The 26,155-nt window shown below is 74.1% G+C and carries 23 protein-coding genes and 1 tRNA gene; 11 read left to right on the forward strand and 13 right to left on the reverse strand.

Annotated elements, in window-relative coordinates; all coding sequences use genetic code 11:
• From pepN to Q0195_RS07110, 3 genes are all read left to right on the forward strand, one after another.
• Window positions 1-1,871, forward strand: a 1,871-nt coding sequence (gene pepN / locus Q0195_RS07100; protein WP_299276402.1) for an aminopeptidase N, incomplete at its 5' end; no start/stop codon positions are given.
• Window positions 1,868-2,758 carry a dihydropteroate synthase gene (gene folP / locus Q0195_RS07105; protein WP_299276404.1) on the forward strand — a complete coding sequence of 297 codons (891 nt, stop codon included), beginning with the start codon at window positions 1,868-1,870 and terminating at the stop codon, window positions 2,756-2,758. The genes pepN and folP, both read left to right, overlap by 4 nt.
• A 6-nt stretch (window positions 2,759-2,764) precedes the next feature.
• Window positions 2,765-3,472, forward strand: coding sequence for a pyrimidine reductase family protein (locus Q0195_RS07110; protein WP_299276407.1), 708 nt, complete (start codon window positions 2,765-2,767; stop codon window positions 3,470-3,472).
• A 99-nt stretch (window positions 3,473-3,571) separates the two neighbouring features.
• On the opposite strand, the gene Q0195_RS07115 is transcribed toward Q0195_RS07110, so the two are convergent.
• The 5 genes from Q0195_RS07115 to Q0195_RS07135 are packed head-to-tail and all read right to left on the reverse strand — an operon-like array spanning window position 3,572 to window position 6,074.
• Window positions 3,572-4,264, reverse strand: coding sequence for an HAD family phosphatase (locus Q0195_RS07115; protein WP_299276410.1), 693 nt, complete (start codon window positions 4,262-4,264; stop codon window positions 3,572-3,574).
• Window positions 4,255-4,713 (reverse strand): PTS glucose transporter subunit IIA, encoded by a 459-nt coding sequence (locus Q0195_RS07120; RefSeq protein ID WP_299276413.1) that lies wholly within the window; start codon window positions 4,711-4,713, stop codon window positions 4,255-4,257. Before Q0195_RS07120 ends, Q0195_RS07115 begins: the two co-directional genes overlap by 10 nt.
• On the reverse strand, window positions 4,710-5,027 hold the full coding sequence (locus Q0195_RS07125; protein ID WP_299276473.1) for a PTS glucose/sucrose transporter subunit IIB: 318 nt from the start codon (window positions 5,025-5,027) through the stop codon (window positions 4,710-4,712). The genes Q0195_RS07120 and Q0195_RS07125 overlap by 4 nt, the downstream gene beginning before the upstream one ends.
• A gap of 22 nt (window positions 5,028-5,049) precedes the next feature.
• Complete coding sequence (locus Q0195_RS07130) at window positions 5,050-5,301, reverse strand: PTS transporter subunit EIIB (protein WP_299276415.1); 252 nt, start codon at window positions 5,299-5,301, stop codon at window positions 5,050-5,052.
• On the reverse strand, window positions 5,298-6,074 hold the full coding sequence (locus Q0195_RS07135; protein WP_299276417.1) for a GntR family transcriptional regulator: 777 nt from the start codon (window positions 6,072-6,074) through the stop codon (window positions 5,298-5,300). The genes Q0195_RS07130 and Q0195_RS07135 overlap by 4 nt, the downstream gene beginning before the upstream one ends.
• Before the next feature lie 212 nt (window positions 6,075-6,286).
• Here Q0195_RS07135 and Q0195_RS07140 point away from each other — a divergent pair, with 212 nt between their 5' ends.
• Entirely contained in the window at window positions 6,287-7,687 is a 1,401-nt protein-coding gene (locus Q0195_RS07140; RefSeq protein ID WP_299276419.1) for a PTS transporter subunit EIIC, read from the forward strand.
• A gap of 105 nt (window positions 7,688-7,792) precedes the next feature.
• Here Q0195_RS07140 and malQ read toward each other — a convergent pair whose 3' ends face one another.
• The gene (malQ, locus tag Q0195_RS07145; RefSeq protein WP_299276422.1) at window positions 7,793-9,946 is read right to left on the reverse strand and encodes a 4-alpha-glucanotransferase; all 2,154 of its coding nucleotides are present in this window, start codon (window positions 9,944-9,946) and stop codon (window positions 7,793-7,795) included.
• Window positions 9,947-10,169: 223 nt separating this feature from the next.
• Between malQ and ptsP the strand changes: the two genes are divergently transcribed.
• The 5 genes from ptsP to Q0195_RS07170 all read left to right on the forward strand — a co-directional run bounded on the left by ptsP (window position 10,170) and on the right by Q0195_RS07170 (window position 16,501).
• Complete coding sequence (gene ptsP, locus Q0195_RS07150) at window positions 10,170-11,867, forward strand: phosphoenolpyruvate--protein phosphotransferase (RefSeq protein WP_299276424.1); 1,698 nt, start codon at window positions 10,170-10,172, stop codon at window positions 11,865-11,867.
• A complete protein-coding gene (locus tag Q0195_RS07155) occupies window positions 11,864-12,265 on the forward strand; it encodes a globin (protein WP_299276427.1) in 402 nt (133 codons plus the stop codon). The genes ptsP and Q0195_RS07155 overlap by 4 nt, the downstream gene beginning before the upstream one ends.
• Window positions 12,262-13,164, forward strand: a complete 903-nt coding sequence (locus Q0195_RS07160; protein WP_299276429.1) for an acyl-CoA thioesterase II — start codon at window positions 12,262-12,264, stop codon at window positions 13,162-13,164. The genes Q0195_RS07155 and Q0195_RS07160 overlap by 4 nt, the downstream gene beginning before the upstream one ends.
• Window positions 13,165-13,285: 121 nt before the next feature.
• Window positions 13,286-14,287 carry a DNA topoisomerase IB gene (locus Q0195_RS07165; RefSeq protein ID WP_299276432.1) on the forward strand — a complete coding sequence of 334 codons (1,002 nt, stop codon included), beginning with the start codon at window positions 13,286-13,288 and terminating at the stop codon, window positions 14,285-14,287.
• A gap of 66 nt (window positions 14,288-14,353) precedes the next feature.
• On the forward strand, window positions 14,354-16,501 hold the full coding sequence (locus tag Q0195_RS07170) for a hypothetical protein (RefSeq protein ID WP_299276434.1): 2,148 nt from the start codon (window positions 14,354-14,356) through the stop codon (window positions 16,499-16,501).
• 21 nt (window positions 16,502-16,522) lie between these two features.
• On the opposite strand, the gene Q0195_RS07175 is transcribed toward Q0195_RS07170, so the two are convergent.
• The 5 genes from Q0195_RS07175 to Q0195_RS07195 all read right to left on the reverse strand — a co-directional run bounded on the left by Q0195_RS07175 (window position 16,523) and on the right by Q0195_RS07195 (window position 22,552).
• Complete coding sequence (locus Q0195_RS07175; RefSeq protein WP_299276437.1) at window positions 16,523-16,975, reverse strand: thioesterase family protein; 453 nt, start codon at window positions 16,973-16,975, stop codon at window positions 16,523-16,525.
• Window positions 16,975-18,657 carry an energy-dependent translational throttle protein EttA gene (ettA, locus tag Q0195_RS07180; protein WP_299276439.1) on the reverse strand — a complete coding sequence of 561 codons (1,683 nt, stop codon included), beginning with the start codon at window positions 18,655-18,657 and terminating at the stop codon, window positions 16,975-16,977. The genes Q0195_RS07175 and ettA overlap by 1 nt, the downstream gene beginning before the upstream one ends.
• 120 nt (window positions 18,658-18,777) lie before the next feature.
• Window positions 18,778-19,308: a single-stranded DNA-binding protein gene (locus tag Q0195_RS07185; RefSeq protein WP_299276440.1), complete on the reverse strand. Its 531-nt coding sequence runs from the start codon at window positions 19,306-19,308 to the stop codon at window positions 18,778-18,780.
• A gap of 110 nt (window positions 19,309-19,418) precedes the next feature.
• Window positions 19,419-20,939 carry a GTPase gene (locus Q0195_RS07190; protein WP_299276443.1) on the reverse strand — a complete coding sequence of 507 codons (1,521 nt, stop codon included), beginning with the start codon at window positions 20,937-20,939 and terminating at the stop codon, window positions 19,419-19,421.
• Window positions 20,936-22,552 (reverse strand): hypothetical protein, encoded by a 1,617-nt coding sequence (locus tag Q0195_RS07195; protein ID WP_299276446.1) that lies wholly within the window; start codon window positions 22,550-22,552, stop codon window positions 20,936-20,938. The genes Q0195_RS07190 and Q0195_RS07195 overlap by 4 nt, the downstream gene beginning before the upstream one ends.
• Window positions 22,553-22,669: 117 nt before the next feature.
• Between Q0195_RS07195 and Q0195_RS07200 the strand changes: the two genes are divergently transcribed.
• A tRNA-Arg gene (locus Q0195_RS07200) sits at window positions 22,670-22,742 on the forward strand.
• 8 nt (window positions 22,743-22,750) lie between these two features.
• Here Q0195_RS07200 and Q0195_RS07205 read toward each other — a convergent pair.
• Window positions 22,751-23,488: an SDR family oxidoreductase gene (locus tag Q0195_RS07205; protein ID WP_299276449.1), complete on the reverse strand. Its 738-nt coding sequence runs from the start codon at window positions 23,486-23,488 to the stop codon at window positions 22,751-22,753.
• 162 nt (window positions 23,489-23,650) lie between these two features.
• Between Q0195_RS07205 and Q0195_RS07210 the strand changes: the two genes are divergently transcribed.
• On the forward strand, window positions 23,651-24,187 hold the full coding sequence (locus Q0195_RS07210; RefSeq protein WP_299276451.1) for a TetR/AcrR family transcriptional regulator: 537 nt from the start codon (window positions 23,651-23,653) through the stop codon (window positions 24,185-24,187).
• Between the two features lie 7 nt (window positions 24,188-24,194).
• Here the strand turns inward: Q0195_RS07210 and Q0195_RS07215 are convergent, their stop codons facing one another.
• On the reverse strand, window positions 24,195-26,084 hold the full coding sequence (locus Q0195_RS07215) for an ABC transporter ATP-binding protein (RefSeq protein ID WP_299276454.1): 1,890 nt from the start codon (window positions 26,082-26,084) through the stop codon (window positions 24,195-24,197).
• Between the last annotated feature and the right edge of the window lie 71 nt (window positions 26,085-26,155).

Raw genomic sequence — 26,155 nt, forward strand, 5'->3', positions numbered from 1 at the left:
TCGCCTTCTTCGAGGAGGCCTTCGACCGGCCCTACCCGTTCGAGAAGTACGACCAGCTCTTCGTGCCGGAGTTCAACGCCGGCGCGATGGAGAACGCGGGCGCGGTCACCTTCCTGGAGAACTACGTCTTCCGCTCCAAGGTGCCCGAGGCGACGGTGGAGCGCCGCGTCGTCACGATCCTCCACGAGCTCGCCCACATGTGGTTCGGCAACCTTGTGACCATGCGCTGGTGGAACGACCTGTGGCTCAACGAGTCCTTCGCCGAGTACATGTCGACCCTCGCGACCGCCGAGGCCACCCGCTGGCGCGACGCGTGGACGACGTTCTCCTCGCTGGAGAAGTCGTGGGCCTACCGGCAGGACCAGCTGCCCTCCACCCACCCGATCGTCGCCGAGATCCGCGACCTCGAGGACGTCGAGGTCAACTTCGACGGCATCACCTACGCCAAGGGCGCCTCGGTGCTCAAGCAGCTCGTCGCCTGGGTGGGCCGGGAGGCCTTCCTCACCGGCGTCCAGCGCTACTTCGCCAAGCACGAGTGGGGTAACACCGAGCTGCGCGACCTGCTCGTCGAGCTCGAGGCGACGAGCGGTCGCGACCTCACCGCCTGGTCCCGGGTGTGGCTGGAGGAGGCCGGGGTGACCCTGCTGCGGCCCGAGCTCACCACCGACGCCGACGGCGTCATCACCTCCTTCGCCATCACCCAGGAGGTCCCGCCGGAGCACCCGGTCCAGCGCCCGCACCGCCTCGTCATCGGCGGGTACGACGTCGTCGGGCGCGACGGTGCCACCCGCCTCGAGCGCACGGTGCGGGTGGAGACGGACATCGACGGTGAGCGCACCGAGATCCCCGAGCTCGTCGGCACCCGCCGGCCCGACCTCGTGCTCGTCAACGACGAGGACCTCGCCTACGCCAAGGTCCGGCTCGACGAGCAGTCGCTGCGCACCGCCGTCGACCACCTCTCCGGCTTCACCGACTCCCTCGCCCGGTCGCTCGTCTGGGCCGCCGCCTGGGACATGACCCGCGACGGCGAGCTGCCCGCCCGGGAGTACCTCGACCTCGTCCTCGGCAACATCGGCGCGGAGACGGAGTCGACCGTCGTGCTCGTCCTGCTGCGCCAGCTGAGCCTCGCGCTGCGCGCCTACACCGCCCCGGAGAGCCGCGCCGAGCTCACCCCCCGCGTGGTGGACCGGCTGTGGGAGCTGGCCCGCGACGCCGCCCCCGGGTCCGACTCCCAGCTCCAGCTGGTCCGGGCCTTCGCCCACGAGGCGGTCGCCGGCACCCACCTCGACACCGTCGCCGGGCTGCTCGACGGCAGCCTCACCCTCCCGGGCCTCACCGTCGACACCGACCTGCGCTGGGCGCTGCTCACCGCACTGGCCGCCGGCGGGCGCGTCGGCGAGGCGGAGATCGCCGCGGAGTCGCGGCGGGACGCCACCGCCGCCGGGCGCCAGGCCGCCGCCCGCGCCGGGGCGATCATCCCGACCGCGGAGGCCAAGGAGCGGGTGTGGGAGTCGGTCGTCGAGCGTGACGAGCTGCCCAACGCCCTCCAGGACGCCGTCATCGACGGCTTCTCCGACGTCCGCGACCGCTCGCTGCTCGTCCCCTTCGTCGACCGCTACTTCGACTCCCTGGAACGGGTGTGGCGGGAGCGGACGAGCGAGATGGCGCAGAACATCGTCACCGGGATGTACCCCTTCGCCCTCGCCGGCCTGGCCGACGAGCTCGGGGTGGACGTCCTGGCCCGCACCGACGAGTGGCTCGCCGCGCACCCCGACGCCCCACCGGCGCTGCGGCGCCTGGTGAGCGAGGACCGCGACGCCGTCCGGCGGGCGCTGGCCGCGCAGCAGACCGACCGCGCGGCGCAGCGGTGAACGCCGCCCTGCCCGCCCTGGTCGCCCCGCTCCGCACGATCGGGCGGCGGACGTTCGACTTCTCCCGGCGGGTGGCCGTCATGGCGATCGTCAACCGCACCCCGGACTCCTTCTGGGACCGCGGGGCGACGTTCGCGCTGGACCACGCCGTGAGCGCCGCGCTCACCGCGGTGGACGACGGCGCGGACTGGGTCGACGTGGGCGGCGTCCCCTTCTCCCCCGACACCCCGGCGGTGAGCGTGGCCGAGGAGATCGACCGGGTCGTCCCCCTGGTCGCGGCGATCGCCGAGCGCAGCGACGTCGTCATCTCCGTCGACACCACCCGGGCACCGGTCGCGGCCGCCGCGATCGAGGCCGGCGCGAGCGTCGTCAACGACACCAACGGCGCCCGCGACCCCGAGATGGTCGAGCTGCTGAGCGAGGGCCGGGCATCCGTCGTCGTCACCCACTCCGTGGCCCCGCCGCACGTCCACCTGCCCCGGCCGCAGTACACCGACGTCGTCGCCGAGGTCGTGGCGTTCCTCCGCGAGCGGGTGGACACGCTGACCGCGGCCGGGGTGCCCGCCGAGCGACTCTTCATCGACCCCGGGCCGGACCTCAACAAGAACACCGTGCACACGCTGGAGCTCCTGCGCCGGCTGCCCGAGGTTGCCGCCATCGGGCTGCCGCTGCTCGCGGCCGTGTCGAACAAGGACTTCATCGGCGAGACGCTCGACCGCCGCCCCGCGGACCGGCTCCCCGGCACCCTCGCCGCCACGACCCTGGCCGTGGCCGCCGGGGCGCGCGTGGTGCGCACCCACCAGGTCGCCCCGACGGTGGACGCCGTGCGGCTCACCGAGGCGGTCCTCGGGCTGCGCGAGCCGGCCTACCTGCGGCACAACATGTGAGGGGCCGTGCTGGACGCTGAGGAGATCCTGCGGGCCTACGACCGTCCCGACCGCGGCCGGCGCTGGGTCCGGGCGAACTTCGTCGCGAGCCTCGACGGGGCCGCCACCCACGACGGACGGTCCGGGCCCTTCGGGGACCCCGAGGACCAGCAGGTGCTGCGCCTGCTGCGCCGGCTCGCCGACGTCGTCGTCGTCGGTGCCGGCACCGTGCGGGTCGAGGGCTACGGCGGCCTGGGACTGGACGACACCGACGTCGCCTGGCGCCGCGCGCGCGGGCTGAGCGACCTGCCGCCGCTCGCCGTCGTCTCCTCGGCGCTCGACCTCGAGCCGGAGGCCGACGTGTTCGGCGCGCCGGGCCCCCGCCCGATCCTCCTCACGCACGCCGCCGCACCGCCCCGGCGCCAGCAGCGCCTGGCGGCCGTCGCCGACGTCCTCGTCTGCGGGGAGGAGGCGGTCGACCCGGTCCGGATGCTCACCGAGCTCGAGGCCCGCGGGATGCACCAGGTGCTCACCGAGGGCGGGCCGCGGCTGTTCGGCGCCCTGGTGGAGGCCGACGTCGTCGACGAGCTGTGTCTCAGCGTGTCACCCGCGCTCGTCGCCGGGGACGCCACCCGCATCGCCCGCAGCGACCACGCCGTCATGCGGCGGATGCGGCTCGGGCACGTCCTGCGCGGGCGGGAGGTCCTCTTCCTCCGCTACGAGCGAGCCCGCTGACGGGCTGCAGCCCGACCTGCGACCTCCCGCCCGCCGGCCACGTCCGCCCGGCCGTGCCCGTGCCCACCCGCGCGGCCCGGGCCACCGCGGGCACGCCGGTCAGTCGCGCGGGGCGAGCTCGGTGAGGTCGGCGACCACGGCGTCGGCGCCGGCAGCCGCGAGCTCGTCGACCCCGAGGCTCGTCGTCACCCCGACGACGAAGCCCACGCCGGCCGTCCGCGCGGAGGTGAGACCGGCCAGGGAGTCCTCGGCAGCCAGGCAGGCGGTCGTGGCGACCCCGAGCCGCTCGGCGCCGAGGAGGAAGGGGTAGGGCTCGGGCTTGCCGACGGGCGTGTCCTCGGCGGTGACGAGGCGCAGCCCGAGGTCGGCGACGCCGAGGAGCTGGAGGGCGAGCTCGGCCCAGTCACGGAACGCCGAGGTCACGAGCGCCACCGGCAGCCCCTGCTCGCGCCAGCCGCGGATCGCGTCCGCGGCGCCGGGTACCGGGACGGGCGGGTTGGCGGCCGGGTCGACGTGCGCGATGACGCCCTCGGTGAGGGTCACCGGGTCCTCCCCGCGCCACGGGCCGTCGATGAGGGCGAAGGACTCGTAGCCCCGCCGGCCCATGAACCGGCGGATGACGTGGTCCGGGACGTCCCATCCGCGGGAGGCGAAGTAGGAGGCGAAGGCGGCCCGCTGCATCGGCTCGGAGTCCACCAGCGTGCCGTCGAGGTCGAGGAGCACGGCGGCACCGGGGCGGCGCAGGAACGTGCCGACCCGGTGCCGGAGGTGCTGGGAGGCGGTCACTCCCACGTGAAGAGCTCGTCCCCGGCGGCGACGTGGCCACCGGGCTCGACCGCGAGGGTCAGCGCCTCCTGGGTCGCCTCGAGCGCGACGACGGGGCTCACCGGTGAGCGCCCGCCCTCCTTGACGTCCGCGGGGTGCCAGCTGACCAGCCGCTGGCCGGCCGTCACGGCGTCCTTCTCCTGGGCGTGCAGGGTGAAGCCCTCACCCCCGAGCTGGACGGTGTCCAGGCCGAGGTGGACGAGCACCCCCTTGCCCTCCTCGGTCAGGAGGACGAACGCATGCGGGTGCAGCTTGGCGACGGTGCCGGCCACCGGCGCCACGACGTGGACCTCGCCCTCGCCGTCGGGGTCGATCGCGATGCCCGGGCCGACGATGGACCCGGCGAAGACCGGGTCCGGCACGTCGGCCATCGCGACGACGGTGCCCGCGACGGGGGCGAGGACCCGCACCGTCACCGAAGGTCCTCGATGTCCTCGACGATGTTGTCCGCCTCGGGACCGACGACGACCTGGACGGCAGTGCCCTGCTGGACGACGCCGAAGGCGCCGGCGGCGCGCAGCGCGGCCTCGTCCACCTTGCTCGCGTCCTCGACCTCCACGCGGATCCGGGTGATGCACGCCTCGAGGTCGACGATGTTCGCGTCGCCACCGAGGGCCGCGAGGATGGACTCCGCCTTGCTCATGTTCTGCTCCTCATCCACGGCCGCGGCCGTATGGTCGATGACGGGCGCGCGGTGCGCCGTCGCGTAGGGAAACCTTAACTGGTCCAGACGAGCTGGGGGTGCGGCGGTGTCATACCTCGTCGGCCACCTGCCAGACGTCCTCGCTGAGCTCGGCGAGCAGCGAGTCGAGCTCCGGTCCGACGACGACCTGGACGACGTGCCCGCGCTGCAGCGAGCCGTGGGCCCCGGCCGCCCGCAGGGCGTCCGGGTCGACCTGGCCGGGGTCCTCGACCTCGACCCGCAGGCGGGTGACGCACGGCTCCAGCTCACGGATGTTGTCGATGCCACCGAGCCCGGCCAGGATCGCATTGATGTCCTTCACGCCATCCCCTCCTCGGGTTGCGCTGCTGTCTGGGACGACCGCCGGGACGCCACCAGGCGCCGTCGTGAGGGTACGAGGGTCGGGCCAGGGGCACTGACCGGTACCCACAACGAGTATCGGTCACCGCGGTAGATCGAGACCGCATAGTCGACGGCGAGGTCGCCACTGAAGGTGCGCCGGCGGATGCGCAGGCCCGCCGACCCGGCGGCGATGCCCAGGTGCCCGGCGACCTCGGGCTCCAGCTGGACCGCCTCGATGGTGTCCTCCCCCCAGGTGGGGGCCAGGCCCCGGGCGGTGAGCGACTCGTACACGCTGGGGTGGGCCTCCCCGTCGAGCAGCCCGGGCACCAGCCCCACCGGGACCCAGTTCTCCTCCACCGCCATCGGCAGCCCGTCCGCCAGCCGCAGCCGGCGCAGGTAGTACACCTCCACACCGGTGGGCAGGTCGAGCGCGTCGGCCACCGGGTGGGGCGCCGTCGTCCGCTCGGCGGCGAGCACCCGCAGGGAGGGCTCCAGGCCCCGGCGGCGCATCTCCTCGGGGAAGGAGACGAGCCGCAGCTGGAGATCGACCTTCGGTTGGGCGACGAAGGTGCCGCGTCCCTGGACCCGCTCGAGCAGCCCCTCCACGACGAGGGCGTCCACCGCCTGGCGGACGGTCATCCGCGACACCTTGAACTGCTCGCACAGCTCCCGCTCCGAGGGGATGGCCTGCCCCACCGCCAGGCCGTCGGCGATGAGCCCGCGCAGGTGGTCACGGACGGTCAGGTACTTCACGACCACCCCTCCTCAGCCGCATCCGATCGTGACCTTTCCGCGCCGCGCCACGCCCCGCCGGTTCTTGACACACGCGATCATATGGCGATCTAGTATGCACAACTGGTCCAGACATCCTTCACGGGACGTCCACAGACCCGTCTGGACCGGGCGCACCGCCCGGGCCGCAACGTTCGCGACGGTCCACCGTCGCTCTCGACGAGGAGCCTGACGTGACAGCAGCCACCGCCGGCGCCGGCTCGGCCCCGGCTCAGAAGGAAAAGAAGCCCATCCCCGGCTTTGCCCAGCTCCAGCGTGTAGGGCGCTCCCTCATGCTGCCCATCGCCTCGCTGCCGGCAGCGGGAATCCTGCTGCGGCTCGGCCAGCCCGACATGCTCGGCGCCGACGGCGTCGCCGGCTGGCGCGGCATGGGCTGGGTCCAGCCCGTCGCCGACGTCTTCGGCGCCGCCGGCAACGCCCTGTTCGCCAACCTCGCCCTCCTCTTCGCCGTGGGTGTGGCGGTCGGCTTTGCCCGCCGGTCCGACGGCTCGACCGCGCTCGCCGCGGTGATCGGCTACCTCGTGCTCACCGAGGTGCTCAAGGTGCTGGCCCCGATGAACGCGCCGTGGGGCGGCACCTTCGGGGCGGGCGAGCCGGGTGAGGAGACGATCAACTACGGCGTCCTGGGCGGCATCGTCATCGGTATCGTCGCCGCCCTGCTCTACCAGCGGTACTACCGCATCAAGCTCCCGCCCTACCTCGCGTTCTTCGGCGGGCGCCGCTTCGTCCCGATCATCACGGCCTTCACCTCGGTGTTCGTCGCCGTCGTCTTCGCCTTCGTCTACCCGGTGTTCGACACCGTCATCACCGGCTTCGGCGAGTGGGTGACCAACCCCGGCAACACGGTGCTCGGCGGCTTCGTCTTCGGCACGGTCAACCGCCTGCTCATCCCCTTCGGCCTGCACCACCTGCTCAACAACCTGCCGTGGTTCCAGTTCGGCAGCTTCACCGACCCGGACACCGGCGAGGTCGCCCACGGCGACATCTTCCGGTTCTTCGCCGGTGACCCGACGGCCGGCGCCTTCATGACCGGCTTCTTCCCGATCATGATGTTCGCCCTCCCGGCCGCGGCCCTCGCCATCTGGCACACCGCCAAGCCGGGTCGCCGCAAGGCCACCGGTGGGGTCATGGTCTCCGTGGCCCTGACGGCGTTCCTCACCGGTATCACCGAGCCGCTGGAGTTCGCCTTCGCCTACGTGGCGTTCCCGCTCTACGTCGTGCACGCACTGCTCACCGGGAGCTCGCTGGCCCTGATGAACGCGCTGGAGTACCGCAGCGGGTTCACCTTCTCCGCAGGTGCCATCGACTTCCTGCTCAACTTCAACATCGCGACGCAGCCGCTGATGATCGTCGTCTTCGGGCTGGTCTACGGCGTCATCTACTACTTCCTCTTCCGCTTCATCATCACGAGGTTCAACCTCCGCACCCCGGGCCGCGAGGACGAGGGGGACGGTGGGGCGGTCGCCCCGTCGGTCTTCGACGAGGCGCAGGAGGCCGCTGCCGTCTCCACCGGCAAGCGTGCCGCCGAGGAGGAGGCCGCACGCGAGACCCGCGCCAGGGGCGACCGCACCTAGCCCCCCGCGCACGGCTCACCTGACGGGCCCCGGCACACCGTGCCGGGGCCCTTCGGCTGCCGGGCGCCGGGGCGTTGCGACGTGTCGGGCAGGTGTGCGCCGGGGTCAGGGGCGGCGGGGCATGAGCTCGCGCACGACGCCGAGCAGGGAGCGCAGGCGCGCGATGTCCGGCAGGTCCTCGACGAGGACGACGTTCTCCGAGCCGTCGGCGAGCGGCAGCTTCCAGTTCGGGTACTCGGTGTCCGTGCCGGGCTGGTTCTGGGCGCGCCGCTCCCCCACCGCGTCGGTCAGCGCGACGCCGACCAGCCGGGAGGGGGTGAGGGTGATGTAGGCGTGCAGCGCCTCGACGAGCTGGCGCTCGGTGGGGTTGTCCGGCAGCAGGTCGTACTCGCGCAGCCGGGCGACCATCCGCTCCCGCTCCCGGCGGGCCTCCGCCCGCACGATCGGCGCCGCCTCGGTGAGCAGGCCGAGCCGCTCGCGCAGGTCGACGTGCTCCTCGGCGAGGTAGCCGGCGGTCGGTGGCAGGTCGTGGGTGTTGATCGTGGCCAGGACGAGCTCTCGGTACTCCTCGGGCCGCAGCGGCTCACCGTCGGCGTCCTTCTCGAACCAGAGGACCGACGTGCCGAGCACACCCCGCTCGGCCAGGTAGTCACGCACCCACGGCTCCACCGTGCCGAGGTCCTCCCCGATGACGATCGCCCCGGCCCGGTGCGCCTCGAGCAGGAGCACCCCGACCATCGCCTCGTGGTCGTAACGGACGTAGGTGCCCTCCCCGGGGCTCGCGCCGTCGGGGATCCACCAGAGCCGGAACAGGCCGAGGATGTGGTCCACGCGCAGCGCGCCGGCATGGCGCAGCACGGTGCGGAGCATGTCCCGGAAGGGGGCGTAGCCGGCGCGGGCCAGGCCGTCCGGCCGCCACGGCGGCTGGGACCAGTTCTGGCCCTGCTGGTTGTACATGTCCGGCGGCGCGCCGACGCCGATGCCGACCGCCAGCGTGTCCCGCATCGCCCACGCGTCCGCGCCACTGGGATGCACACCGACGGCGAGGTCGTGCATCACCCCGATGGCCATGCCGGCCTCGCGGGCCGTGCGCTGGGCGGCCGCCAGCTGGGTGTCGGCCACCCACTGCAGCCACACGTAGTAGTCGACGCGGTCGGCGAGCTCCACGCGCGCCCGGTACACCGCCGGTGAGGAGAGGTCGTCGAGCTCGGCGGGCCACTCGGCGCCCTCGTACCGCTCGGCCAGGGCGCACCACAGGGCGAAGTCCTCCAGGCCCTGCCCCTGCTCGGCCCGGAAGGCGTCGAGCTGACGCTGCCGGGCCGGCGAGCGCCCGGCGGCGTAGATGACCTCCAGCGCCTGCCGCTTGGCCGACCACGCGGCGTCGCGGTCGATCGGCCCCGGGTCGGTGGCGGCGGCGCGCACCTCCTCGGCAGCCCACTCCACCAGGGCCCGCTGCGGGCCGGGCAGGTAGGCGCACTCCCGGATGTCCTCCGGGCGGATGTACAGCGGGTTGACGAACCGGCGCGTCACCGGCAGGTAGGGCGAAGGGGTCATCGGCCCGACCGGCTCGGCCGCGTGCAGCGGGTTGATGAGGAGGAAGTCGGCACCCTGCTCACCGAACAGGCTGCCCAGCTCGGCGAGGTCGGCGAGGTCACCCACCCCCCAGGAGGTCCGGGAACGCACCGAGTACAGCTGGGCCATGACGCCCCAGGCACGCTCGGGCAGACCGGGCGGCGGGCTGAGGACGGCGGGCGTGACGGCGAGCGTGCAGCGGGCCGCCTCGCGTCCGTCGACGACGGCGACGAGCTCGTGCCAGCCCAGCGGCAGGTCCCCGGGCAGCCGGAAGGTGGCCCGCCCGGTCCGCACCCCGTCGACCATGCGCGGGTTGACCCACACCGGGAGCTGGGTGAGCTCACGGGTGCCGCCGTCCTCCAGGTCGACACGGACCGTCACCGCCGAGCCGTCGGGGATGTGGACGGGCAGCTGCTCCTCCCGGCCTTCCCGGAGGACGACGCTGGGCGGCAGCACCGCCCGCCACGGGGCCAGCTCGACGTCCGCGAGGGCGGCTGCGACGTCGTCCTCGGTCTCGACGGTGACGCCGAGGGCGGCCAGGACGGCGCGGATGGTGCGGGCGGGGACGATCCGCTGCGTCCCCGTGTAGTCCCAGAACTCCGTGGCCACCCCGTGCGCCGCGGCAAGCCGCTGGAGAGCCTCGCTCGGAAGGTCTGCACCCTGCGCGAACGGCGGTGTGGTGTTCACGTGCTCAGCTGCTCCTCGCTGGTCTCGACGGCGTCGGGCCCCTCTCGCGTGATCTTGCCAGACGGGCGCGCGCCCCCGCGCCCCGACTCCGGCGTGCCCCGGTTGCACCGGACGATATTGTCGGGTTGACCCGGACCGAGCATCCGACGCCCCGCCGGCGGAGCACCGCCGAGCGAGGGCACACAATAGGACAGCATGGCACCACGTGACGGGAGCACCCACCTTGAGCACTGAGCACGCCAACCCCACCCAGGTCCGTGGCATCGGCGTGAGCCCGGGACGGGCCGCGGGCCCGGTGGCCCAGCTCGCCGGTGCCATCCCTCCACCGGCCCCGGACGAGCGGCTCTCCGTCGACGCGGACGTCGAGGCGGCTGCCGCCTCCGTCGCCACACACGCGCGCGCCGTCGCCGACGGCCTCAACGCCTCCGCGGAGGCCGCTGAGGGCGAGGCCGCCGAGATCCTGGCGACCACCGCCCAGATGGCCGCCGACCCCACCCTCGTCGACGCCGCCCAGGCCAAGGTGCGCGAGGAGCGCAAGACCCCGGCGCTGGCCGTCTGGGAGGCGGCCGACAGCGTCGTCGAGCAGCTCACCGCGCTCGGTGGCTACATGGCCGAGCGGGCCCGCGACGTCCGGGACGTGCGCGACCGCCTCGTCGCCAGCCTCCAGGGGCTGCCCATGCCGGGCATCCCGCAGCGCGAGGAGCCGTTCGTGCTCGTCGCGCTCGACCTCGCACCGGCCGACACCGCCCTCCTCGACCCGGCGAAGGTGCGTGCCATCGTCACCGCCGAGGGCGGCCCCACCTCCCACACCGCGATCCTCGCCCGCTCGCTCGGGATCCCGGCGGTGGTCGGCGCCGCGGGCGTCCTCGACGTGCTCGAGGAGGGCCGCCTCGTCCTCGTCGACGGTGCCGCGGGCACGGCCACGCTGGACCCCAGCCCGGAGGAGATCGCGGCCGCGGAGGCCCTCTCCGCCCAGGTACGGGTCTTCGACGGCGAGGGCCGCACGAGCGACGGCCACCGTGTCCAGCTGCTCGCCAACGTCGGTGAGCCGGCCGGCGCGGCGAAGGCCGCCGAGGCGGGTGCGGAGGGCGTGGGGCTGTTCCGCACCGAGTTCTGCTTCCTCGACCGTGCCGACGAGCCGAGCATCGCCGAGCAGGTCAAGGAGTACCGCAAGGTGCTGGCCGCCTTCCCGGGCAAGAAGGTCGTCGTGCGCACCCTGGACGCCGGCGCCGACAAGCCGATGCCGTTCCTCACCGACACCGCCGAGCCCAACCCGGCGCTCGGGGTGCGGGGCCTGCGGACCTCCTGGCGCAACCCGAAGATCCTCGACAACCAGCTCGCCGCGATCGCCGAGGCGGCCGCGGCGGAGAGCGCCGAGGTGTGGGTGATGGCCCCGATGATCGCCACCGTCGACGAGACCGAGGAGTTCGTCGCCGCGTGTGCCAAGCACGGGCTGGACACCGCCGGGGTCATGGTCGAGGTGCCGGCCGCGGCGCTGATGTCCGGGCCGATCCTCGCTCGGGCCGCCTTCGCCTCCATCGGCACCAACGACCTCACCCAGTACACGATGGCCGCCGACCGGCTGCTCGGCTCGCTGGCGTCGCTGTCCGACGCCTTCCACCCGGCGGTGCTGCGCATGGTCCAGGAGACCTGTCGCGGCGGTGACCAGCAGGGCCGCCCGGTGGGGGTGTGCGGAGAGGCAGCGGCCGACCCGGCGATCGCCGTCGTCCTCGTCGGCCTCGGCGTCTCCTCGCTGTCGATGTCGCCGCGCTCCCTCGCCGACGTGGCCGCCGTGCTCGAGGCCACCACCCTGCAGCGCTGCCGCGAGATCGCCCAGCTCGCCCTCGGCGCGGAGTCCGCCGAGCAGGCGCGTGCCCTGGTGCGCGGCCAGCTGCCCGTCCTGGAGGAGCTCGGCCTGTGACCACCCGCCGCACCGACGAGGTCACCGCCTACCAGGCAATGGGCGGCCGCGCGACGTTCGAGCGCCTGGTCCGCCGCTTCTACGAGGGGGTGCGCACCGACGACGTCCTGGCCCCGATGTACCCGCAGGACGACTGGGACGGCGCCGTCGAGCGCCTGACGATGTTCCTCGAGCAGTACTGGGGCGGCCCCACCACCTACTCCGAGACCCGCGGCCACCCGCGGCTGCGGATGCGGCACATGCCCTACGCCGTGACGCCGCTGGCACGCGACCGCTGGCTGCACCACATGCGCGCCGGTGTCGACGAGCTCGACCTGCCCGAGGACCTCGAGGCGCTGCTCTGGGACTACCTCCAGCGCGCCGCCTTCTCCCTGGTCAACACGATGGAGACACCGTGACCTCCACCCTCCCGGACGCCGGCGAGCCGACGGAGGCGCTGCTCTCGACGATCTCGCTCCTGGAGCTGGAGCGCACCGGGCACGACACGTGCACCGGCCGGTCCCACGACCACCCCAACGGGCGGGTGTACGGCGGGCAGGTGCTCGCCCAGGCCATCGTCGCCGCCGCCCAGACCGTCGCCGACGCGGGCCTGCCCGCCCCGCGCCTCCCCCACTCGGTGCACGGCTACTTCCTGCGCCCGGGCCGGCTCGACCAGCCGATCACCTTCGAGGTCGAGCGGATGCGCGACGGCGGGTCCTTCAGTGCCCGGCGCACCCACGCGATCCAGGACGGCAAGCCGATCCTGTCGATGATCACCTCCTTCCAGGAGGTGCAGGAGGGGCTGGAGCACGCCCAGCGTCCGCCGCAGGTGCCCGGCCCGGAGGAGCTGGAGAGCTCGGCAGACATCTTCGCCCGCTACGACCACCCGGCTGCCGAGTTCTACGCCCGCAACGGCGCCTTCGACATCCGTCACGTCGAGGGGGCGATCTACGTCCCCCTCGGTCGGTCGCCGCTCAGCCGGCAGGCGCTGTGGATGCGCTCCCGCGGCCGCGTCGACGGCGACCAGCTGCTCCACCGGGCGCTGCTCGCCTACGCCTGCGACCAGGTCATGCTCGAGCCGGTGCTGCGCCGTCACGAGCTGGGCTGGACCTCCCCCGGCCTGTCGGTGGCCAGCCTCGACCACGCGATGTGGTGGCACCGCGACGTGCGCGTGGACGACTGGCTGCTCTACGTGCAGGACGCCCCGAGCGCCCAGGGCGGACGCGGGCTGGGCATCGCCAAGGTCTACAACACCTCCGGTGAGCTCGTCGCGACCCTCGCCCAGGAGGGCATGGTCCGCGTCCACACCGACACCTGACCGCGCCCCGTCGCCGGCGGGCGGGCAACGCCCGTGACACCCGGCCACGCCCCGGCGACGCCGGCCCTGGACGGGCGGGAACGCCCCGGTCCCGTGACACTTGGGACGTGAGGGATGCACGGTGAGACTGCGCAAGGTCAGCGTCGACAGCCCCGGTCTCGGGCGGCGTCGCGCGGGGAAGGGCTTCGTCTACCTCGACCCGGACGGTCGGCGGGTGGACGACCCGGAGCTGCTCGCGCGCTGCCGGGCGCTGGTCATCCCGCCGGCGTGGCAGGAGGTATGGATCTGCCCGGACCCCGCGGGGCACATCCAGGCCGTGGGGACCGACGACGCCGGACGGCGCCAGTACCTGTACCACGAGCTGTGGCGGCAGCGCCGGGACCGGGCCAAGCACCGGCACGTGCTCGAGGTCGCCGAGCAGCTGCCCGGCGCGCGGGCCCAGGTGGCCGAGCACCTGGCCCTGGGCCGGCTCACCCGGGAGAAGGCACTCGCGGTCGCCTTCCGGCTCCTCGACCGTGGGGCGTTCCGCATCGGCGGCGAGGCGTACGCCGCCCGCCACGAGACCTACGGGCTGGCGACGCTGCGCAAGGACCACCTGCGGATCACCGGCGACGGCACGCTGACCTTCCGCTACCGCGCCAAGTCCGGGCTGGAGCAGCTGCTCGAGCTGCGCGACGAGGACCTCCTGTCCCCGCTCACCACGCTGCGGCGCCGCCGCGGCGGCGGGGTGGAGCTGCTCGCCTACCGCAACGGCCGCGGCTGGGTGGACCTGTCCACCTCCGACGTCAACGGCTACATCAAGGACCTCCTCGGGCCGGACGCGAGCGCCAAGGACTTCCGCACGTGGCGCGGGACGGTGCTCGCCGCGGTGAGCCTGGCCCGGGCGGAGGACGTGACGACGGCGCGCCGGCGGCAGGCGGCGGTGCGCGAGGCGGTCAAGCGGGTGGCCGCCGACCTGGGCAACACCCCCGCAGTGAGCCGGGCCTCCTACATCGACCCGCAGGTCATCGACGCCTTCGAACGCGGGCAGACCATCCCGTCCGACGCGGCCGGGCCGGACGAGGTGACCACCCGCACCGACCTCGCCCCCGCCGAGCGCGCCGTGCTCGAGCTGCTCTCCTGACGCACTCCACACCGCGGCCCGTATCGTGGACCGGTACCTCGGCCGGGCGCAGGACAGGGAGTGAGGATGGGACGCAGGCTGCTCGCCACAGCGGCGGCCGCGGCGGCGCTCCTCGGCGCCGTCCCCGCCGCCGCGACACCCGCGTCCGAGGTACCGCACGCTCCCGCCGCGGTGACCGGCCCAGCGGCCGTGACAGGCGTCGCTCCGACCGCCCGGGACATCGCGTCCGACGGCCGGTGGGTGCAGCCCACGGCCACCCACCCCCTGCTCTCCATCCGCGGCGAGGACAACGCCGCGGGCCAGGTCTTCGTCGCCGGTGACGACGCGCTCGACCGGGTCGGGGCGTGGGTGGTCAGCCGTGCGACCACCGGCAGCGTCACCGCCTCCGTGCGCACCCGCGTGGACGACCCGCGGACCCAGCTCGCGGCCGCGACCGTGGACCTGGGCGCACGTGGCGGCTCGGGCGAGGGCTGGTTGGAGTTCGACCTCGGCGGACTGCCGGTCGACCCGGGTGAGGAGTACGCGCTCGTACTGCGGGCCGACGGCACCGACGGTGCCGTCGAGTGGTGGGGCACCCGCTCCCCGGTCGACGGCGCGCTGCCCAGCTGGGGCTACGACGCCACCTACTGGGGCGGCTGGGCCGAGTACGGCACCGGTCGGGCCGCCCGCTTCACCGACTGGCACCTGGCCTTCTACGTCGACGACGCCCTCGCCCCCGGCGGCTGTGCCGTGCTCAACCGCTGCTGGCGGCACCTGCCCGCCGAGCAGCTCGGAGTCCACCCGGCGGGGCTGGTCGGCACGCCGGGGCGTCCACACGCGCTGTCCGCCTTCGAGACGGCGGGCGCCCGGTACCTGCCCGGCTCCTCCGTGCTCGAGCTCGCCGACGGCAGCTGGCTGTACCTGCCCGAGGGCGCGCAGGAGCCGGTGGTCGTCCCCGCCGGACATCCGGAGGCGCTGGCACAGGTCGAGGAGAGCCGCGCGTGGCTGAGCAGCGGCACGGTACCCGGTCGCACCCCCGCCGAGCGGGAGCTCGCCGAGCGGGCGCTGCTCGACCTGCGGCTGCTGCTCCAGGACGACGGCGCGGTCGCCGCGGCCTGGCACACCATCTGGAAGTACTCCTGGCCGCGGGACTCGGCGTTCACCGCCGTCGCCTTCGCGCACGCCGGCTTCCCGGAGGAGGCCTACCGGATCCTGCGCTTCACCGCGGGGACCCAGCGCGCGGACGGCACCTGGGAGGCCCGCACGCACCTCGACGGCTCCGGGCCGCCGGACGACCGGCCCTGGCAGCTGGACGCCAACGGCTGGGTGCCCTGGGCCACCTGGCAGTACCTCCAGACCGTCCCCGGCCCCGAGCAGGAGCAGGCGCTCGTCGAGCTCTACCCCACCGTCCGTGCTGCCGCCGACTACGCCGCCGACGTCCTGGACGAGAACGGCGTCCCGCCGGCGCGGCCGGACTACTGGGAGAGCGGCTACCCGGCACCCAACCTCGGCACCGCGGCACCGCTGCTCGCGGGGCTGCGCGCCGCGGCGGCCACCGCGGTCCTCGCCGGGCAGGACGCGGACGCCGCCCGCTGGAGCGCCGCGGCGGACCACCTGCAGCGGGGGATCGACCTGTCCTTCGGGACGATCGGCTACCAGCGCACCGTCGTCGACGGCAGCGGCAGGGACTCCGCCGTCACGTGGCTGGCGCCGCCGTTCAACCGGGCGACGGACACCGTCCGGGCCGAGCTGGTCACGACGTGGGACGTGCTCGTCCAGGAGACCGGCGGGGTGCAGCCCGGCGAGCGCTGGGGCGACGACATGACGTGGACGCCGGAGACGATGTTCTTCGCCCTGGCCTGGGCGAACGACGGGCAGACCGCGCGGGCGGAGGAGCTCCTCGCGTGGCTGGACGCGCACCGCACGGCAGTGGGTGCCTTCCCCGAGAAGGTCAGTCCCGAGGGGCACCCGGCCGCGGTGGCGACGCTCGGGTGGACGGCGTCGCTCGCCGTCCTCACGCTCGCCTCCCTCGACGAGCCGCTGCCCGTCCCGCCGGCGGGTGAGGGGGCGGCCCCGGTCGGGCACGCAGCTTCGGCACGGGCGGCAGGGGCTCAGGGCAGCGGGACCGCCGGGACGGGAGGACTCGCCGCCCTCGCCCTCGTCCTGGGCGCGCCGGCCGCTCTCGCGGGCCTCACCGTCCTCGCCCGCCGAGCGCGGAGCCGCCCCGCCGCGTGACGGCCGCCCGCCGACGGGCGGTCAGCGCCGCGCGCGCCGGCGGAAGGCCACCGGCTCGTCGAGGAGCTCGCTCCACGCGGCGCGCTCCTCCTCGGTGATCCGGCGGGGACGGCCGGTCGCGGCGTCGACGAGGACCAGCGTGGTCATGGCGCGCACCGCCGGACCGTCGGCGCCGGGGACCTCGTAGCAGATGTCGAGGCTCGCCCCACCCATCCGCGCCAGCCACAGCTGCACCTCGACCGGCTCGGTGGAGTACCCCAGCGGGGCGAGGTACTCGATCTCCAGGTGGGCGATGAGGGTGGCGGTCTCGCCGCCCGGGCCGGCGGGGAGCTTGCCCCCGCCGGCCGGCGCGTCGGACCAGAAGGCCGCGATCCGGGCCTCCTCCAGGAGCGTGACGACCGCCGCGTTGTTGACGTGCCCGTAGCCGTCGATATCCGACCAGCGGACGGTGACCGGTACCGTCAGCCGGGCCATCAGCTGCGGGTGAGCTTGCGGTAGGTCATCCGGTGCGGACGGGCCGCCTCCGGGCCGAGCCGCTCGACCTTGTTCTCCTCGTAGGCGGCGAAGTTGCCCTCGAACCAGTACCACTTCGCCGGGTTCTCCTCGGTGCCCTCCCACGCGAGGATGTGGGTGGCGACGCGGTCGAGGAACCAGCGGTCGTGGGAGACGACGACGGCGCAGCCGGGGAAGTTGAGCAGCGCGTTCTCCAGCGAGCCGAGGGTCTCGACGTCCAGGTCGTTGGTCGGCTCGTCGAGCAGGAGCAGGTTGCCGCCCTGCTTGAGGGTGAGCGCGAGGTTGAGGCGGTTGCGCTCACCGCCGGAGAGCACGCCGGCCGGCTTCTGCTGGTCCGGGCCCTTGAACCCGAACTGGGAGACGTAGGCGCGGGAGGGGATCTCCACCTTCCCGACCTGGATGAAGTCGTGTCCGTCGGAGACGACCTCCCACAGCGTCTTGTTCGGGTCGATGCCCTCGCGGGACTGGTCGACGTAGGAGATCTTCACCGTCTCGCCGACCTTGAGCTCACCGCCGTCGAGCGGCTCCAGCCCGACGATCGTCTTGAAGAGCGTGGTCTTGCCGACGCCGTTCGGGCCGATGACACCGACGATGCCGTTGGGCGGCAGCGAGAAGGACAGCCCGTCGATGAGCTTGCGGTCCCCGAAGCCCTTCTCCAGGTTCTTCGCCTCGATGACCACCGAGCCCAGGCGCGGGCCCGGCGGGATCTGGATCTCCTCGAAGTCGAGCTTGCGCATGCGCTCGGCCTCGGCGGCCATCTCCTCGTAGCGCTGGAGACGGGCCTTGGACTTGGCCTGGCGGCCGCGGGCGCTGGAGCGCACCCACTCCAGCTCCTCCTTGAGGCGCTTCTGGAGCTTGGCGTCCTTCTTGCCCTGGACCTCGAGACGGGCGGCCTTCTTCTCCAGGTAGGTGGAGTAGTTGCCCTCGTAGGGGTAGAGCCGGCCGCGGTCGACCTCGGCGATCCACTCGGCGACGTGGTCGAGGAAGTAGCGGTCGTGGGTGATGGCGATGACGGCGCCGGGGTACTTGGCCAGGTGCTGCTCGAGCCAGAGCACCGACTCGGCGTCCAGGTGGTTGGTGGGCTCGTCGAGCAGGAGCAGGTCGGGCTGCTCGAGGAGGAGCTTGCACAGCGCCACGCGGCGACGCTCACCACCGGACAGCACCGACACGTCGGCGTCCGGCGGGGGCAGCCGCAGCGCGTCCATGGCCTGCTCGAGCTGGGAGTCCAGGTCCCACGCACCGGCGGCGTCGATCTCCGCCTGGAGCTTGCCCATCTCCTCCATGAGGGCGTCGAAGTCGGCGTCCGGGTCGGCCATCTGCTCGCCGATCTCGTTGAACCGGTCGAGCTTGGCCTTGATGTCGGCCACACCCTCCTGGACGTTCTCCAGGACGTTCTTCTCCTCGTTCAGCGGGGGCTCCTGCAGGAGGATGCCCACCGTGTAGCCCGGGCTCAGCCGCGCCTCACCGTTGGAGGGCTGGTCCAGCCCGGCCATGATCTTGAGGATGGTCGACTTGCCGGCACCGTTGGGGCCGACCATGCCGATCTTGGCGCCCGGCAGGAAGGCCATCGTGACGTCGTCGAGGATGACCTTGTCACCGTGCGCCTTGCGCGCCTTGACCATCGAGTAGATGTACTCGGCCACAACACTCCCAAGTGCTCGAGGTTGACGGGCGGGGGCGCCCGACCGCCGTCCTCCAGGGTAGGCCACCTGGGCTCGCGGGCGAACGTGACGTCGGCGATCTTCGCTGGCGGCGATAGGGCCTCAGCCGTCGGCGTCCACCCGCTCCCAGTCCGGCAGGTCCGCCGCGGCCGGGACGGACACGGGCTCCGGTCCGGCGGCGTCGGGATCGTCCGGGTCGGGGGTCTGCACGGCCTCCTCGCCCGGGCCGTCCGGCGCGGCGGTGTCGGCGCGCTCGGCCTCGGCCGGGGTGACCTTGGCGACCCGGTGGTAGGTGACGATGCCGTACTTGATGTCGACGCCGATCGCCGTGGCGTTGATGACGTTGGTGTGGTTGGTGCGCTCGCCGGAGGTCCACTCCTCCGAGCTCAGCCGTCCCTGGACGATGACCGGCATCCCCCGGTGCAGGGACTGGCGGATCTGGGCCCCGGCGGCGCCCCAGGCCTTGACGGTGAACCACTCGGTCGGGTCCTCGCGCCACTCGCCGGTGGCGTCACGGTAGCTGCGGGTGGCGCCGAGCCGGAACCGGGTCACCTCCCGGCCGTTGGCGGTGACGAGGAGGTCCGGCTCGGTGCCGACCCGGCCTCGCACGGTGATCTGGATGGAGTCGCTCATCGGGGCATCCCTCGCTCGGGCCGGCCGGTTGCCGGCGGTCGAGCCCGACGATGCCGGGTGACGCCGACGCGCCGGTGCCCCCGGTGGGCATCGGTGGACGGCCGGGGCGCTCAGCCGCGCTGTGCAGCACCCTTCGCGAGGGCGACACGCAGCGCCCGGTGCCGGTCGAGCACCGCGGTGGTCGGGGCGGCGAGGTCGTCGCGCACGACCTCCCGCACCCGGGCATGCACCGTCTCGCGGTACCCCGTCGCCAGCCGCTCGGCGCGGCTGCCCCGCCACAGCCGCGCGGCGACCAGCGCGGCGAGCCCGACGGCGACCAGTCCCGCTCCGGCGCCGAGCAGGGGCGCGCCGGGCAGGTCGGCGACCTCGCGGGTCCCCAGCAGCCCGAGCACCGCCCCGACGACGCCGAGGACCGCCAGCACCAGCCCACCGATGTGCAGCGCGAGGGTGCCGCGGTGCCGCACCTGCGGGAGCGGTACGCCCTCGACCGCGGCGGCCACCGCGGTGCGCAGCTCACCGGCGGGGGCGACGTCGCGGTCCACAGCACGGCGCCAGCGATCGGGCAGCCCCGCCGTGGCGGTGGACAGCCAGCGGCCGCGGACCGCCTCGACCGTCCCGACCGCGGGCGGCTCCGGGCGGGCGAGCGCCCCGCCCCGGACGCGGGAGGCGGCGGAGCGGATCGAGTCGGCGACGGCCCCGACACCCGCGGCGTCCCCGAGCGCCTCGGTGGTCTCCTCCACCTGTGGGTCACCGACGGCCGGCTCCGCGGTGCCGACGGCCGGTGCCAGCCGTCGCGCGATGGCGTCGATCTCAGCCTCGGCGGTGCGCGCAGCGGTGGAGCGGCGGGCGACGGTGCGGGCGAGCACCTCGCGGACGTCGGCGATGCCCTCGCCGGTGACGGTCGACGTCGTGATGACCTCGACCTCGTCCAGGCCGTCGGCGCGTAGCAGGTCGCGGACGGAGTCGACCACCCGCGGGACGGCGCCCTCCGGGAGGGTGTCGACCTGGTTGACGAGGACGAGCATGGCGTCCTGCCGGTCGGCCAGGCCTCGCAGGTAGCGGGCGTGCAGCGCGTTGTCGGCGTACTTCTGGGGGTCGACCACCCAGATGAGCATGTCGACGAGCGGGACCAGCCGGTCGACCTGGTGGGCGTGCTCCTCGGCGACGGAGTCGTGGTCCGGCATGTCCAGGAGCACGAGGCCGTGCAGCGCGCGCTCGTCGTCGGCGTCGAGCACGCTCTCACGCTCGATGCGGCGCTGCTCGGCGACGGCGAGGAAGTCGAGCAGCTCGGTGGCCTGGCCGCCCCAGACGCAGGCGGCGGCGCGGTCGGTGGTGGGCCGGATGGCTCCGACGTCGGCGAAGCTCAGCCCGGAGATGGCGTTGAACAGTGAGGACTTGCCCGACCCGGTGCCCCCGACCAGGGCGGCGACGGTCCAGTCGACGCCCAGCGCGAGCCGCTCCTCCACCCGGGCGATGTCCCGCAGCGAGGTCTCCACGAGTTCGGGGGCGACCTCCTCCCCCGCCCGCTCGAGCGCGGTGGCGATCGCCTGGACGCGCTCGCCGAGGCGCGACTCGTCGTGCGCGGCCGGGGCGACGTGCGCCCCGTGACCGCCGGTGAGGGCCTGGGTCATCGGTGTCCTTTCAGCTCGCTGGCCCGCAGCCGCAGCCCCGCGCCGGCCTCGCTGCGCAGCCCGAGTGCGGCGAGCCGGTCGAGGTGGGGCGTGGCCTCGTCGCGGACGGCCTCGGCGGCGGTCCGGTACAGGTCCTCGGCCACCTGCTCGGTGGCGGTGTGGTCCCCGAGCAGCGAGCGCAGGGCGCGCGCCGCTCCGTCGAGCCCGGCGGCCGCGGCCTGGAGCAGCCCGCTGAGCCCGCGCGCGTCGAGCGCCTTGGCCGCGGGGCCGCCGGCGCGCAGCAGCTCCTCGGCCCGGGTGTCGGTGCGGCGCGCCCACTCGGTGACGGCGGCCTCGACCCGGGCGTCGCGGTCGGTGGAGGCGGTGTCGTCCTGCGCGAGCAGGCCGGTGCCCCCTCGTCCGGGCTCGGACCACGCCTCACGCAGCGCGTCGGCACCGTCGGTCGCGGCGTCGGCGACGAGGGAGACGAGCGCGCGGCGGGTCTCGGCGGCGATGGCGGCGGCGGCCTCGCTGCGGGCACGCACACCGCTGCCGCGCCAGCCGCGTCGGATGCGGGCGGGGTCTCCGGTCAGCGGGGCGAGCACCCCGCCGGAGCTCGCGGCGGCGAGCCAGCGGGTGGTCGGCGCGCCCTGGCTCGCCACGCCGGTGCGCAGGCGGGCGACCAGCGCGTCGGCCGCCTCGCCGACGGCGTGCTCGGCCCGCTGGCGGAGCGTCCCGGCAGCCATCGCCTGGGTGGTGATCCCGTCGGCGAGCCGGAGCAGCTCGTCGCGCAGCGTGCCCCACACACCCTGGGTGGTGCGGCGCACGACGCCCCGGGCGGTGTTGCGGCCACCGAGCAGGGTGAGCCAGGTGCGGACCTGCTCGACGGCGCGGTCGGGCAGCAGGCCCTCGTGGGGGCCGACGTCCTCGACGACGAACAGCGGCGCCTCACCCAGGCCGAGGTCGGCCATCCGGCGCATGAGGTCGCCACGGACCTCGGTGAGCACGCGGCGGGGCACCCGGTTGAGGAGCACCGCGACGGTGATGCCTCGCTCCTCGGCCTGCCGCAGCACCCGCCACGGGACGGCGTCGCCGTAGCGCGCGGCGGTGGTGACGAAGAGCCAGAGGTCGGCGGTCTCGAGGAGCAGGTTGGCCAGCCTGCGGTTGCCCTCGAGGACGGAGTCGAGGTCGGGGGCGTCGAGCAGCGCGAGCCCGGCGGGCACGCCGTCGTCGGCGACGACGTCGGCGAGCTCGGTGATCGGGTGCTCCTCGACCAGCCACAGGTCCTCCTCGCGGACGGCGAGCAGCGGCTGGGTCGTCGTGGGCCGGATGACGCCGGCCTCGGTGACCTCCCGCCCGACCACCGAGTTGAGCAGGGTGGACTTGCCGGCCCCGGTCGACCCGCCGAGGACGACGACGGCGGGCCCTGCCTCGCGCTTGAGGCGCGGCAGCAGGTGGGAACCGATCTGCGTCTCGACACGGTCCCGCAGCTCGCGCAGCTCCGCCGCACCGGGCAGGTCGAGCGGGAAGCCCGCGGCGGTGACGTCCTCGTGGAGGTCGATGACGACGTCGAGGATGGGTGACCGTCCCCGGACGTGGCGAGCCACCGGGCGGGTCGTCAGGTCACTGGTCACCGCTCTATCCTCCCTGGCCGGTGAGCCTTGACCAAGCTCGCCAGGTCACGTGTCGCCATCTGCCTCCCCGGAGGCACTACCGTTGGACCTGGTGGCCCTCCGGTGCGGGGGCGCCAGGCCCCCGTAGCTCAATGGATAGAGCAACGGCCTTCTAATCCGTAGGTTGCAGGTTCGAGTCCTGCCGGGGGCGCTCGTCGGTCATGCGGCACCGCCGTTGACGAAGATCGTCTGGCCGTTGACCCAGCGCCCGGGCCCGGCGAGGAAGGCGACCGTCTCGGCGACGTCCTCCGGGGTGCCCAGGCGCTGGAACGGGTTGCTCCCGGCGATCTGCTCGACGAGCTCAGGACTCTTGCCCTCGAGGAACAGCGGGGTCGCGGTGGGGCCCGGCGCGACGGCGTTGACCGTGACGTCCCGGCCCCGCAGCTCGCGCGCCAGGATGAGCGAGATCGCCTCGACCGCACCCTTGGAGGCGGCGTAGGCGCCGTAGCCGGGGGTCTGCAGCCCGGTGATCGAGGTGGAGAAGGTGATGATCGCCCCGCCGGGGCGGATGCGTCGGGCGGCGAGCCGGGCGACGACGAACGTCCCGCGCACGTTGACGCGCTGCACCCGGTCGAACACCTCGAGGTCGAGCTCGGCGATCGGCGCGAGCGGCATGATCCCCGCGGTGTGGACGAGGACGTCGACGCCGCCGAACTCCTGCTCGGCGGTGTCGAACAGGGCGGTGGCGGTCCCCTCCTCGGCGATGTCGCCGCCGACGGCCACCGCGCGCCCGCCCGCGTCGGTGATGGCGGCGACGGTGTCGGCGGCGCGCTGCCGGTTGCCGTTGTGATGGACGACGACGGCGGTCCCGTCGGCGGCCAGGCGCCGGGCACTCGCCCGGCCGATGCCGCCGGAGCCGCCGGTGAGGACGGCGACACGGTCGATGGTGCTGGTCATGGCTGCCCCCTAGGATATGAACAGACAGTACATTAATACCCGTCCGGCGACAGGGACAAGAGGGGACACATGACATCGGTGCAGGACGGCGCCACGCCGGGGCGACCGGTCGCGCCCCGCCGGGGCAGAGGCCGTCGGCCGGCGGCGGAGGTGCGGGCGGCGGTGCTCGCCGCGACCGGACGGCTGCTCCTGGAGGAGGGGCTCCCGGCGGTGACCTTCGACCGCGTCGCCCGCGAGGCAGGCTCGAGCAAGGTCACGCTGTACAAGTGGTGGCCGTCCCCGGGCGCCCTCGCCGCGGAGGCCTACTTCACCCACAGCGCCCCGGTCCTCACCTTCCCCGACACCGGCGACATCCGCGCCGACCTGGTCGCCCAGCTCACCGCCTTCGTGCGCTGGCTCACCGAGGACGGCGCCGCCGGCCCCGTCTCCCAGCTCGTGGGTGCCGCGCAGACGGACCCCCACGTGGCCCGGGCGTGGGCGGAGCGGTACGCCCGTCCGCGGCGCGAGCTGGCCCGGAGGCGGCTGCGCGCCGCCCAGGAGCGCGGCAGCCTGCGCGCGGACGCGGACCTGGAGGTGGTCGTCGACCAGCTCTGGGGTGCCTGCTACCACCGGCTGCTCGTCCTGCGGGAGCCCCTCGAGGAGGCCCTGGTCCCCCGGCTGGTGGACCAGGCGCTGTACGGGGCCGCCCGCGCGGGGTGACCGTGACCTACGCCCGCGCCGCCGGTTCGAGGTCCTCCTCCGCGGCGAACTGGGTGCGGTAGAGCTCGGCGTACCTGCCGCCGGCGGCGAGCAGCTCGGGGTGACGGCCGGCCTCGACGATGCGCCCGTCCTCCACGACGAGGATCTGGTCCGCGGCGCGCACGGTGGACAGCCGGTGGGCGATGACGAGGGCGGTGCGCCCGGCCAGCGCCTCGGTCAGTGCCTCCTGCACGGCACGCTCCGACGTCGAGTCGAGGTGGGCGGTCGCCTCGTCCAGGATGACCACCCGCGGCGGGGCGAGGAGCACGCGGGCGATGGTCAGCCGCTGCCGCTCCCCACCCGAGAAGCGGTAGCCCCGCTCCCCCACGACCGTGTCGAGGCCGTCCGGCAGCGCGGCCACGAGCTCCTCCAGCCGGGCGCGGCGCAGCACCGCCCACAGCTCCTCGTCCGTGGCGTCCGGCCGGGAGACGGCGAGGTTCGCCCGCACGGTGTCGTGGAACAGGTGCCCGTCCTGGGTGACCATGCCGACGGCGTCGCGGACGGAGGCCGCCGTGAGGTCCCGGACGTCGACACCCCCGAGGCGCACCGCGCCGTGGTCCACGTCGTAGAGGCGGGGCACGAGGGCGGCGATGGTCGACTTGCCGGCCCCGGAGGACCCGACGAGCGCCACCGTCTGTCCCGGCTCCACCCGGAAGGAGACCCCGTGGAGCACCTCGGCGCCGGCGCGTGGGTCAAGCACCGCCACCTCCTCCAGCGACGCCAGGGACACCTTCTCGGCGGACGGGTAGGCGAAGCGCACGTCCTGCAGCTCCACCGACAGCGGCCCCTGCGGCACGGGCACCGCCGTCGGCTTCTCCTGGATGAGCGGCTCGAGGTCGAGCACCTCGAAGACCCGCTCGAAGCTCACCAGCGCGCTCATCACCTCCACCCGCGTGTTGGCCAGGGCCGTCAGCGGCGCGTAGAGCCGGGTGAGCAGCAGCGCGAGCGCGACGACGGCGCCCGCCTCCATCCGCCCGTCCAGCGCGAGCACCCCGCCCACCCCGTAGACCAGGGCGAGCGCCAGCGCCGAGACGAGCAGGAGGGTGAGGTAGAAGACCTCGTGGAGCATGGCGCGGCGCACCCCGATGTCCCGCACCCGGGCGGCCCGGGCACGGAACTCGGCAGACTCGTGGTCCGGGCGCCCGAACAGCTTGACCAGCGTCGCGCCCGGGGCGGAGAACCGCTCGGTCATCCGGGTGCTCATCGCCGCGTTGTGGTTCGCCGCCTCGCGCTGCAGCCGGGCCAGCCGGGCGCCCATCCGGCGCGCGGGCACCACGAAGATCGGCAGCAGCACCAGGGTGAGGAGGGTGACCTGCCAGGACAGCCCGACCATCGCCACGAAGGCGAGCACCAGCGTCACGACGTTGCTCACCACCCCGGAGAGCGTGTCGCTGAACGCCCGCTGCGCACCGATGACGTCGTTGTTCAGCCGGCTGACCAGCGCACCGGTGCGGGTGCGGCTGAAGAAGGCCACCGGCATCGACTGGACGTGGTCGAACACCGCGGTGCGCAGGTCCAGGATGAGCCCCTCCCCGATCGTCGCCGACAGCCACCGCTGGAGCAGCCCCAGGCCCGCCTCGGCGAGCGCGACGAGCGCGATGGCGACCGCCAGGGTGACCACTACACGCACCTGCGCCCCGGTGGTGACCGCGTCGACCACCCGTCCGGCGAGCAGCGGCGTGGCGACGGTGACGGCCGCGACGACCACGCTCACCAGCACGAACCACGCGATCCGGCGGCGGTGGGGACGGGCGAAACGGGTGATCCGCGCCAGCGTCCGGCGCGAGAACGGGCGGCGGTCCTGCTGCGCGTGCATGCTCGTGTAGAGCGAGTGCCACGCCGTCGTCTCCATGCTCACGGGCTACCTCCGTCTCGGTCGGTGCCCCCAGGCTGGAACATCAACTACGGTTGAGGTCAAGGGAGGGGGAC

This window comes from uncultured Georgenia sp., from assembly GCF_937958535.1.
Taxonomy (GTDB): Bacteria; Actinomycetota; Actinomycetes; order Actinomycetales; family Actinomycetaceae; genus Oceanitalea.